Below are 11,611 nucleotides of genomic sequence, written 5' to 3' on the forward strand. Positions count from 1 at the left end.
GAAAATGAAAAATTATGAATTACTAAAGATAAGATACTGAGCACAAAGCCATATACGAATCTGGTCTTCATTATCTTTCTTAAGTAATGCTGTGATGTTTGGGTGGTCCACCAGCTCGTTAAAAAATCGCTTAACCTCGGTATCGTCTATCTCAAACCTATCTTTTACAAAATAGGCATGATATTCATATAGACTTTCATAAACGGCGATTTTCTTATCTATTTCTACATAACGTTTAAGCCTTTTAGTACGGCCAGTAATAGCATTAATTATAGGGTCTACTTGTAGACTGCCACCTAATAAACTAAGTAGATGAATAGGTTTAAAATCTCCTGCTGTATGTAACCTACGTTCATTTGCAGTTGGAATTTTTTGTTCTCCCTGTATAATACCTACGCTCTGTACTGTTATATCTGGCTGTTCTTTTATAATCACTTCATCTAGCTCATTTCTTTGTACTTCTAATGAAATAGATAACAAAGGTTCATTTGCAAGCTGCTTGTGTATGATAACAAATTTCTCTTTGGCCGAAACATGGGATACAAGTAATACATCACCCACATCTACTTGTAGCCAGAATATTCCGTTATTATCTGTAGTGGTACTCCCCTGTGAGTTGAGATTAGTCACGTGAGCAGACTCTAGAATTTTATCTTCAAGAGTAACCTGTCCTTGCATAGACATAGGAAACTGTGCAACAACTTGGAAGGTGATAAATAATAAAAGTAGAAGTAATCTTAAACGCATAGAGAATAGTACTCTATAAAAGACGTTATAAAATTATAAATAGTTGCCTAACATAATGTTAAACTGAGAAAATGAGTTTTAATTATTAAAAGACTTCTTGATGCGATCTAAGTTTTTCTTGTTATCTCGATCTTTTATAGTTTCTCGTTTGTCGTAGGTTTTCTTTCCTTTTGCAAGTGCAATTTCAAGCTTTGCAAATCCTTTCTCGTTTGTAAATAAACGTAGTGGTACAATAGTAAGACCTGATTTATTTACCTCACGTTCCCATTTTTTGAGTTCGCGTTTATTAAGTAATAACTTACGTTGATTTTTAGGCTGGTGATTAAAATAGGTAGCATGAGAATATTCTTGCACCGTCATATTAATCACAAACATTTCTCCATGATCATTAAACTCACAAAAACTCTCTGCGATGGAGGCTTTACCTTCTCGTATTGCTTTAATCTCTGTACCCGCAAGTACGATTCCAGCAACGAGCTTATCGAGTAATTCATACTCAAAGCGCGCCCTTCTATTCTTTATGTTAACCGTATTTGACATTATAACAAATGTACAAAGTTGAAAAGAAATCTAACCTGAAATTAATCTTCAAATCAAAAAAATCATCTCTTGACTCCTAGTCTTATTTTTAACAACAAAGAGATTGTATTTTTGTAGCCTTAACACAAGCCATTGTAAGAAGTAATTATTTCTAACGACCACACCACTCAGAAAACCCTTTATATGTTTCGATTTCTTTCGGCGATTATTTTATTATTCATTATCACAAGTTGTTCTCAAAAAACACCTACTGCACAAGAGATTGTAGATAAGGCCATAGCAGCTTCTGGAGGTGCTCAAATTGAACATGCTAGTATTCATTTCAAGTTTAGAAATTTCTACTATAGAGCCACTCGCAATGAAGGTTTACGCACCTTAGAACGTTGTACGGATGCTGAATGTCAGGTACAACAAGACGTTATTAAAGATAATGGAGAATTTGTACGCTTTCGCGAAAGCGCACCTATCCCAGTAGCAGATAGCATGAAAAATCGTTATGCAAATAGCGTTAACTCTGTTCATTACTTTTCTGTACTTCCATATGGGTTAAATGATCCAGCAGTAAGAAAAAATCTAGTGGATGAAGTTACCGTAAAAGGCGAGTCTTATTACCGTATTAAAGTAGCATTTGCAAAAGAAGGTGGTGGTGAGGATTTTCAAGATGAGTACATGTACTGGATTCATAAAGAAAATTACAACGTAAATTATCTTGCCTATAACTATCAAACTTCTGAAGGTGGCACGCGTTTTAGAGAAGCTTACAATGAACGTATCATAGAAGGAATACGCTTTGTAGATTATCGCAATTACAAACCTGAAGAGCAATTTCCTGCGCTTACCACGCTTGATAATCTCTTTGAAAACAACAAGCTCAATCTTTTAAGTAAGATTGAGCTTGAGAATATCACTGTAACTATCTGTCCTGATAATTGCTAGTCTACTACCGTTGAAATATTTTTTCTATCGATTATCTCTCCCGTTTCATCATTTACAACAAGTTGTACGTGGTAAAGATGGAAATACTCAGACTCATCAATATCTTTAAAAGAGTTTTCACCTAATGCAGCATTTGCAAAATTAGGAGTGGTATTGCTATGACCTACCACTACGATATTTTTACCTGCAGTATCCATTTTAAAATCTTCTGAATATAAATCTGCTGGGTTATAGGATTGTATCTCAACATTATTTGCCATAGCAGTAGGTGCTGCAGTGCGCATTGTACGTATATAGTCTGTTGAGTACACAGCATCAATATCCTTATCTGTAAAATAAGCCTTCCATCGCTCTGCTCTTTCTTCTCCTTCTTTTGTCAGGTCTGGATTACGATTACTAGGATCACTCAAATCTTTTTCTGCATGACGAATAAAGTAATAATTTGTTGTAATCGTATTAGAAGGTGATTCCTTCTTTTTCTGACCGTCACAGCTTATGGTTGTTGCAGTAACAACAAAGAGAAATAATAGAATGCGCATCATAATAATTTATTTTAAACTCAAAGATACATTTTTGTAAGGTCTCTTATAACCAACCGACATATATAGTGTCTTTCTACTTAGTTTAAGTAGCATAGACAAAATCTGCTATGAAAAAGCAAAATCCGCTTCCATAATTGGGAGCGGATTTTGTGGTTTATAGGTATTGCAAGACGTTGAGTTATGCGCAAAAAAAACACAACTTACGTTGTGTTTTTTTTCATTTACTCTACATAGAGAAATACTGTACTAGCGCGTAAGAAGTTATTAAGAATGTGGAGAATATTACATATACCCCTAAAATTAAATTTCTTTCTTGCCTAGGATTCTGTAACTGTGTTGTGTGTACTTGAGTTTTCATAATGTCGATTTTTAAAGATTGATTGATACTATAAAGACGACACTATGCTCAAAATGTTACAATTATGAATCTGATGTCTCTTCAGCCTCTTCAGTTTCGGTTGTTTCTTCCTCCTCTACTTTCTGGCTTTCTGTGATTGCCATTCTGAGTTTACGTAACTTAGATTTCCACATATTTAAATCTTCCTTATGGCGTGCAATATTCTTGTGAACCTCTGCAACCATAGGGTTATCATCTGCTACATGCTGGAAAAAGCCTAGATTATTCTCTAGCTGATTAATCTCTGCTTTTACCTCATCTATCTTCTTACGAATAAAGAAACGTTCTCTCTCAATAGCTCTTTCATCATCACTATCAACCATAACACTCATACGGTTCTCGTATTTGATAAGCTCTGCTTCTTTTTTATCTATATCAAGTTGCTTGAAAAGACCGTCGAGAACTTTATTAAAGTCCTGATCGATATTTTTCTTTGCATAAGGAACACGGCCTATAGCTTTCCACTCTTCTATAAAAGCCTTGATTGCTATGAGATCTGCATCTCGCTCGCCAGTCATCTTAGCTTCTTTTACAGTCTTCATTAAAGCTTGCTTCTTCTCTAGGTTGTCTTGCTCACCAGCATTTGCTTGCTTCTTAGAATCCTTCATGCGATCAAAGAAGTGATTACACGCCTCTTTAAATGCTTTCCAGATCTTATCGCTATCCTTACGAGGTACGTGACCTACTTTTTTCCAGTCTGCTTGGATGCGTTTCATTACATCTAGCGTTCCAGGAATATCGTCACTATCCTTGTGCTCTTGTGCTATTTTTACAAGTGCTTGTTTCTTTGCAAGGTTATCGTATTGTTCCTTCTTTTGAGACTTGTAAAAATCATTCTTCTTGTGGTTGAATAATTTTGTTGCCTCTTTAAAAGATGCCCATGTCTCCTCGTTATTTTCTTTAGGAACTTTACCAGCCTTAAAGAATTCATCACGTAAAGCCTCTACCTTCTTGATTTTGGCTTGTACTGTTTTGTGAGCCTTGATATCATCTTGAGCTACCTCTTTTATTTTTGCAATGATTTCATTTTTCTGTTCAAGATTTTGAACCCATACAGCCTCTACTTCCTTCTGTTTCTCATCACGTGCATCATGAATTTTCTTTGTTGCCACGCTAAATTTGTCCCAGATCTCATCACTATACTCACGTGCAACAGGACCTATCTCCTCTTTCCACATGCGGTGCAGCAATTGTAATTCTTTAAAAGCTTTATTGATATTAGGCTCTGCTCCTAGCTCTTCTGCTCTTTCTATAAGAAGTAATTTCTTATCAAGATTTTCTTTAAAGTGCTTATCGCGGAAATCACGGTTTAAGTGCAACAACTCATAAAATGCATCAATATGGAAGTAGTAATCGTTCCATACCAGATTGTAACGATCTCTTGGGATGTTACCTGCATTATTCCAGCGTTCTTGGATATCCTTAAATTTATTGAACGTAGTGTTTACACTCTCTGCACCTCCTAGTTCATTGCGTAATGCTTTTACCTCTTCTATTAAGTCCTGACGTTCTCTAAGGTTTGCATTTTGATCTTTACGTTTGCGCTCATAAAATTCTTGACGCTTATTACGGTACTCGTAATACACCTCATTAAACTCCTTTTTAAGCGGAGAGAAAAATCTAAAATCAATAATATTTCCACCTTCGGCAAGAAATGCTTGTTTAGCCTCCTCTTGCGCTGCGTCAAACTGAGCATTAATCAAGGTATTAATTTCTTCTACTTGATCTTTTATATCTGTAACTCTTTCATTTTTGATCAGTAATTGCAGCTCTGCAATTAACTCCTCTTTTGAAAGAACGGTATAATCTTTTTTTGGTACTTCCTTTTTTTCTACAGGCGCCTCCTCAGTAACTGCTGTAGTTTCAGCAGGTGGAGCTTCTGTCGTGGTAGTAGCGTTTCCACTCACTTCCTCTGTAGATAACTCAGTATCGTTTGCCTCGGCAGCGAGCGCTTCTATTTCTGCATTCATAGTTCGATCTGCGGCAGGAGCCGTTTCTTCTAGATGCTCTTCAATACTTGGATCTTGGGGTTTCTTCTCTTCAGACATTTCTTTCAATGTTAGGGTTCTATTTGAATATAGGTAAATATACTATTTAGCGGGCACATATGGGCATAATGCAGCTTTCTAGCTGTTCCATATTGACCATGAGGCCTCTGCTTGCAATTCTAGCATGCGCAAACCATTAATTATGGTCGCTCCTTGCTCGCCTGCATATCGTAAAAAAGAAGACTCTGCCGGATTATAAATCAAGTCAAATGCAACATGTGTTTCATTTAAAAATAAATATGGAATATCTGGGGATTCCTCTACATCCGGATAGGTGCCTAGCGGCGTTGTATTCACTATAAAAGTCTGGCTCTCGATGAGTTCTCTATCTAGATCTTCGTAGGTTATTGTTGATTCTTTACGCTTTCGCGAAACAAAAACACATTGCACACCAAGCTGTTGCATTGCATAGTGTACCGCCTTTGATGCTCCTCCTGTTCCTAAAATAAGGCATTTTAAATCTCTACTTTTAAAGTTTGGTGTGCCAAAATCTTCAAAAAGAGAGTCTCCAAAGTGCTCCAATAAGGTATCTCTAAAACCAATAAAATCCGTATTATAACCAGTTAATGTTCCATCACTTTCAACTCTTATGGTGTTTACAGCTCCAATAGCTTCGGCATCTGAATTGAGATTATCTACTAAGGGTATTACATCTTGTTTATAAGGGATGGTTACATTATAACCTTTCGCGTAAGCGGGAGAAAAAAGATCTTTTAAGGCTTCTTTCTCGGGAACATCAAAATTTACATATGTTGCCGCTATCGCTAGCTTGTCAAACTTATTTTTAAAATACCCTCTAGAAAATGAGTATCCTATATCTTTTCCTATGAGTCCGTACTTATCCACGAGCTTTTGTTCTTGTTCCATATTTCCCTAATGCCACGACCATAAAAATACCGGTGAGGATAAAAAATACCGCGAGCACATTTTCTATATTAATATCTGTAGGCATGTAGCGATCATAATTATCTAATATGGGGCTACCATTTCTGTCTATCGCTATCTCCCCTAAGGAGTCCCTTTTAAAAACTTCAAGCTTCCACGGCCAGACTACGCCAAGAGAGCCTATAATAAAGCCTAGAATCGCAGCATTAGTCGCCCATCTAAATTTCTTGAGTAAGAAACTTAAAAAGTGAGATAAAGTCACGAGACCTGTAAGAGAGCCCAGCGAAAAAACGATAAGCACCGTAAGTAATCGCATGTGCTCTGGATCATCTATAAAAGTGAAATCACCACCAAAAACGCTAGTCATCGTCACGAACAATGCATTTACAGCGTCTACAAGGAGCAGCACATAATTACCTAGAAGTATAAGGATAAACGAGCCTGAGAGCCCTGGCAATGTCATACCAGAAACACCTATAATACCACATATAAATACAAAAAATAGGTTGTCATTTTCTTGGGCTGGCTCCATAAGGCTTATAGCAACACCAAATATAATTCCCGAGATGAGCATCACAATATTACGCCTTGTCCACTCTTGAAAATCCTTTGCGATATAGTAAATGGAACCTATAATCATTCCAAAAAAAGCACTCCATACGAGTAAAGGATAATTGCGAATGGCAATATCTAATAGTAGCGACACGCTAAAATAGCTGATAAGCATACCAAGTATAAGTAGCCCTAAAAACTTACCGTTAATATATCTCCAGAAGCTCTTGAGACGTCCTCCAAAAAGTAACTTTAAAGCTTTACCATTAACTTTTTGAAGTGAGTAAATAAACTCTTCATAAAAACCTGCTACATATGCGACTACACCTCCAGAAACTCCAGGCACCTTATTTGCGGCACCCATAGCCAGCCCTTTGAGAACTAGCCAGACTTTATCAGAAAGTGATCTAGTCTCAGTCTGCATATACATTTTTTTTAACCGCAGCTCTTTCTAGTAATAAGATTAGTGCAAATCCAATTACGGCAAACACCACCGCGTATAACACTTGAGGATCACCATCAAAAGAAGATGGTAAAATACTTACAGCCTCTACAGGAACTTCCTCTCCGTGTCTATCTATTCGAGTAGATAGCACTTCCTTCCAAGGCCAGATTTTATTGAGCGAACCAATCATAAAGCCAGTGAGTACGGCTAGCGTGATTTGCTTTTTGTGTTCAAACATCCATTTGAGAACTTTTGAAAATAACTTGAGCCCAACGATACAGCCCATTCCAAAAAGAAATATTTTAAATATTGCAGCGCGTAATAATGCCCAATCTTTTGCTAACAATGCATCTTGAGCATCTGTAATAGTTCCTAAAACCATTCCATACGAACCTAACAGCACTAATATAAATGAACCAGAAACTCCAGGAAGTATCATTGCTATAATGGCTATACAACCAGAAAGGAAATAAAACCACCATACATTTGGCGCTTCAGATGGTGCGGCAATGGTAATAAAATAAGCTACAGCTACACCTAGAATTAGTGCTATAATTACTGTGGGATTCCACTTAGTGATTTGTTTACCTATGTATAAAATACTAGCGAGTACTAAGCCAAAAAAGAATGACCATACCATTATTGGATACACTTCTAATAAGTACTTAAAAACGCGTGCAAGTGATAAAATACTGATGGCAACCCCAAGAAAAAGGCTTCCTAGGAATTTAAGATTATACTCCTTGATAGCTGCTTTGATTCCTTCCTTCTTCCACACTTTAAGAACACCAAAATCTAACTTATCAATCGTTTCAATAAGCTCTTGATAGATTCCAGATATAAATGCGATGGTTCCTCCAGATACTCCTGGAACAACATCTGCCGCTCCCATGGCCATACCTTTTAAAATTACAAGTAAATAGGAAGCTGATGGTTTAGGCATAGGTTTATATTTTTCGCGTCAAGCTAAAATACTAGCTTTCACAATAAGCACCTACATTTAATCAAGATTTTAGAATAGTATTAACCTAAGTATTGCTGTACTAGTTCAAGCACTTCTTTTTTACTTGCAGCATAAGGGAATAGTTCGCCTAATATAATTGAGAATTCTGGTTCTATCTTTAAACCGTTAATTAAAAAATACCGTCCTTGGATATCATTACCATTGCTATAGTTAAGTCCTGCGAGTCTAAAAGCAATCTCTGCACTTTCAGGATAGAATTCCATTGCCTGCGTAAGATTTGTAATAGAGGCGTCTGGCTCTCCTAATTGCACAAGAATATCACTTCTCTGTAACCAAGTTTCAAGCTCATAATTACCAAGTTCTAAGGTGCGACGATATCCTTCCTCTGCTGCTTCTAGAAATTTAAGCTTATGATTTATGGTAGCATAGCGTTTCCAGTATAACACATTATCACTATCGATATTTATTGCTTTATTTATAAAAAACAAAGCCTTCTGATAATCTAGTCTCTTTTGATAAAAATCTGTAATTGCCATCCACCCATTATCTAGTAATGGATCTTCGTGTACACAACGTTCAAAATGCTTAATTGCAAGCTCATCGCTTCCTAGCTTATCATAGCATTTACCCATACGTAGTAACGCAAATGAGGTAGGATCTTCTAGCTCTAAAGTAATTTGATAATTTTCGAGCGCCTCATTGTATCGTCCTAGCTTTTCTAGCACTTTTCCTTTTTCAAGATAAGCACCTACAAAACGATCATCACTAATGATTGCAAACTCATAAGATGATAATGCTTTCTCGTAATTTTTAAGTCCGAAGTATTGCTTCCCTATTTGATGCCAAGCTACTTCACAATACGGATTATTATCTAAAAACATATTTAAATAATCTATCGCTCCTTCGTGTTCCTCTAGAAAATCAAAACAGTAAATCACATTATATAACGCGCTATAATCTTGATCATCTACCTCAAGGCACTTCATGAAGTTAAGCTTTGCATTCTGAAAGTCTTCTAGAAATAAATATTCCATCCCTATAAGAGAATACACATCTGCAGGGTCGTCTGTAAGATCTATTGCTTGTTCAAGCAGGTGGATGGCCTTCTCATGGTCATCCTGCTTACTGTAAATATTTGCTTTTTGAATATAAACTTCTTCGTTATGAGGATCTAGCAAGTGAAGCTCTGTAAGGATAGCATCTGCTTTGTCAAATTTATTTTCAAAAATAAAAAGTTCGGCTTTAAAAAGTCTCAAATTTGAAGATGTAGGATGCTGGTCTAGTCCTAACTTGACAGCTTTTCGCGCAAGCGCAATCTTACCACTTTCAATATAATGATTAGCAATATCCTCAAATTCCTCAGCATCAAAGAAAATCACGTCATTAGTCTTTAACATAGACTCAAAGCGCGTAAGCGATATACTATTTCCTTCTTGTCCAAAATCCATAAACGACATTTTTGAATTACACTTTATATAAATGTAATAATACTTAAGAGTACTGCTTTAAAACTAAGACTTAGTTGTCAACATAATAATGAACAGCCAAAAATCGAGCCAAATACAACATGTGACAAAATGCACGTCACAACACTGAAAATCAATTGTTAAAATAGAATACAACCACTAGCTAACCGTATTATGGTTAATGTTTTAAAATCAGTAATTTTCAATATTACAAATAACAAGCATTATCAATCATGAGAAAAATACGCTACAAAGAGACGCAGCCATTTCATCTAATTGTGATTATATGTGCAATCTCGATTGCACTTATGACCTTTTTTATTATCAAGCAATTGATTAATAATGATACCATTCCCTATACGCTAATTGCTTGCTGCCTTCTTTTTATTGTTATTCTCATATTATTTTACAAGCTAGAAATCATCATTACAAGTCGGTATGCTATTGCTAGTTTTGGAATAGGACTACTTTACAAAAAGATTGCCATTAATGAGCTAGATATTACCACTGCGAGAGGTGTAAAGATACCTTGGTACTGGGGTATAGGCATCAGGTTTACTCCTGAAGGAACTTTATATAATACTCATACTGGAGGTAATCTCCATATTAAAACTAAAAATAAAATGAATGAGTTTTTTGTAAGCACTAGCAATGCTTCATCTATAATAACCGCTCTAAGAGAAGCTCAAAACGCTAGTAATACTTAGACTTCCCTAAGTACGCTTTTATAATTTCATTCCACTCATTACTTATGCGAGCTGCGGTTGTGTATGGAATTTTATACAATGCCTCATAATCTGTATATCCAGTTTTGAGAAGTTCTTCAAGATAAAACAACGTAGCATTTACGTCACCTTCTCTTGCACTTAAGGATATTGATTGAATAAATGCATCCTGATTATTTGGATTCACAAGTGATCTCAATACGTTGGCAAATAGCAATTGCTCGATTTTAGCATCCTTACGCTGTAATATTTTATACTGCAATTCAACCTCAGATTGCACAAATCTCTTCAAACGCATCGCCGACTTGCGTTTTATAATAGCATTATCTGTACTGTCTATTTGCATATCAAGTTCGTCCATCTGGTAACTCCACCACCCTAAATTATTAAAGTAACTATTATTCATATCCTCCCGGATGTTATATTGAAACTCCTCTGCCATGAGGTCTTCTCCGTAACTATAAATAGTATAGAGGTCACGATTTGATCTATAATTCTTAAGTCTTTTAATATTTTTTAAAAGCTCTTTTTGCTCGTCGATGTCCAGTCGCTTTTTATACTTGTCTTTAAGCGTTGATACAAAATCATAGGCTTCTAGACCTTCTTGCTTTCGGTACATTGTTTTACCGAAAGCAAGATCACTATTGTAATAAGATTGAAGTTTCTCATCACTCGTAGTTTCATCTATCAAAATAGCAGTCAGCGCTTCTGCAGTATAGCCTGCACTAGGCCAGTCTACACCATCATAAGTGTGATAACTTACTAGATTCTTTCTCAGTCCATAATTACGGCTGTAAGACCTCAACTTGTAATACTGACTACCTTCATCTGGAGAGAGTAAAGCTATTTTAAGATTCTCATTACTACGCATGCTTTTTTTATCTAAAAATGCATTTCCTATTCCGATGACACCATAAATCGATTTATCACCCTGTGCTTGAGCCGTAACAACAAGACCATCCCTACCATATCCAGATAAGATAATTTTATCCTCATTAACGGCATACGTTTGAGATAGCTTTTCTATAAATTCTTTACTTTGATCAATAGCTACAGAAAGGGTATCATTTAACCTGTAGTTAGGACTAGCCACAATACTTTCAGTTAATCCTGCACCTATAGAAAATTGCTGTACCGCACTAGCTCCTCGCCCTAGTTCATCATAAATCACAACTACAGGATACGTAGCTGTTTCCGTATAATTTGCGGGTAAAAACAAAGAATAATCATTTGTTGCATTATCAAAAGTTACCTGTGGGATAACTACCCCTTTTATAGGTGTAGATTGTGCAACTGCAAGTGATGAAATAAACAAGAATATGTAAAAGTACCGCATAGCGTTTTTTTGATGAGTCTAGCAGGTA

General features: G+C 36.1%; 11 protein-coding genes. 2 read left to right on the forward strand and 9 right to left on the reverse strand.

Features of this window, described 5'->3' with window-relative positions:
- Positions 1-12 precede the first annotated feature (12 nt).
- Entirely contained in the window at positions 13-747 is a 735-nt protein-coding gene (locus KRODI_RS01075) for a hypothetical protein (RefSeq protein WP_013749715.1), read from the reverse strand.
- A 78-nt stretch (positions 748-825) separates the two neighbouring features.
- Positions 826-1,287, reverse strand: coding sequence for an SsrA-binding protein SmpB (gene smpB / locus KRODI_RS01080; protein WP_013749716.1), 462 nt, complete (start codon positions 1,285-1,287; stop codon positions 826-828).
- A 183-nt stretch (positions 1,288-1,470) separates the two neighbouring features.
- On the opposite strand from smpB, the gene KRODI_RS01085 reads away from it, so the two are divergent.
- Positions 1,471-2,223: a DUF6503 family protein gene (locus tag KRODI_RS01085; RefSeq protein WP_013749717.1), complete on the forward strand. Its 753-nt coding sequence runs from the start codon at positions 1,471-1,473 to the stop codon at positions 2,221-2,223.
- Here KRODI_RS01085 and KRODI_RS01090 read toward each other — a convergent pair.
- The 6 genes from KRODI_RS01090 to KRODI_RS01115 form a co-directional block, all read right to left on the reverse strand.
- Positions 2,220-2,765 carry a SixA phosphatase family protein gene (locus KRODI_RS01090; protein WP_013749718.1) on the reverse strand — a complete coding sequence of 182 codons (546 nt, stop codon included), beginning with the start codon at positions 2,763-2,765 and terminating at the stop codon, positions 2,220-2,222. The genes KRODI_RS01085 and KRODI_RS01090 overlap by 4 nt on opposite strands.
- A 420-nt stretch (positions 2,766-3,185) precedes the next feature.
- Positions 3,186-5,210 (reverse strand): DUF349 domain-containing protein, encoded by a 2,025-nt coding sequence (locus KRODI_RS01095; RefSeq protein WP_013749720.1) that lies wholly within the window; start codon positions 5,208-5,210, stop codon positions 3,186-3,188.
- Positions 5,211-5,288: 78 nt separating this feature from the next.
- On the reverse strand, positions 5,289-6,077 hold the full coding sequence (locus tag KRODI_RS01100) for a shikimate dehydrogenase family protein (protein ID WP_013749721.1): 789 nt from the start codon (positions 6,075-6,077) through the stop codon (positions 5,289-5,291).
- The gene (locus KRODI_RS01105; protein ID WP_013749722.1) at positions 6,049-7,071 is read right to left on the reverse strand and encodes a DUF368 domain-containing protein; all 1,023 of its coding nucleotides are present in this window, start codon (positions 7,069-7,071) and stop codon (positions 6,049-6,051) included. Before KRODI_RS01105 ends, KRODI_RS01100 begins: the two co-directional genes overlap by 29 nt.
- Positions 7,061-8,035, reverse strand: a complete 975-nt coding sequence (locus KRODI_RS01110; protein ID WP_013749723.1) for a DUF368 domain-containing protein — start codon at positions 8,033-8,035, stop codon at positions 7,061-7,063. The genes KRODI_RS01105 and KRODI_RS01110 overlap by 11 nt, the downstream gene beginning before the upstream one ends.
- An 80-nt stretch (positions 8,036-8,115) precedes the next feature.
- On the reverse strand, positions 8,116-9,504 hold the full coding sequence (locus KRODI_RS01115; RefSeq protein WP_013749724.1) for a tetratricopeptide repeat protein: 1,389 nt from the start codon (positions 9,502-9,504) through the stop codon (positions 8,116-8,118).
- Between the two features lie 251 nt (positions 9,505-9,755).
- Between KRODI_RS01115 and KRODI_RS01120 the strand changes: the two genes are divergently transcribed.
- The gene (locus KRODI_RS01120) at positions 9,756-10,229 is read left to right on the forward strand and encodes a hypothetical protein (protein ID WP_013749725.1); all 474 of its coding nucleotides are present in this window, start codon (positions 9,756-9,758) and stop codon (positions 10,227-10,229) included.
- Here the strand turns inward: KRODI_RS01120 and KRODI_RS01125 are convergent.
- The gene (locus KRODI_RS01125) at positions 10,216-11,583 is read right to left on the reverse strand and encodes a hypothetical protein (protein ID WP_013749726.1); all 1,368 of its coding nucleotides are present in this window, start codon (positions 11,581-11,583) and stop codon (positions 10,216-10,218) included. The two genes, KRODI_RS01120 and KRODI_RS01125, sit on opposite strands and share 14 nt — an antisense overlap.
- Between the last annotated feature and the right edge of the window lie 28 nt (positions 11,584-11,611).

The organism is Dokdonia sp. 4H-3-7-5, from assembly GCF_000212355.1.
In the GTDB taxonomy this organism is placed as follows: domain Bacteria; phylum Bacteroidota; class Bacteroidia; order Flavobacteriales; family Flavobacteriaceae; genus Dokdonia.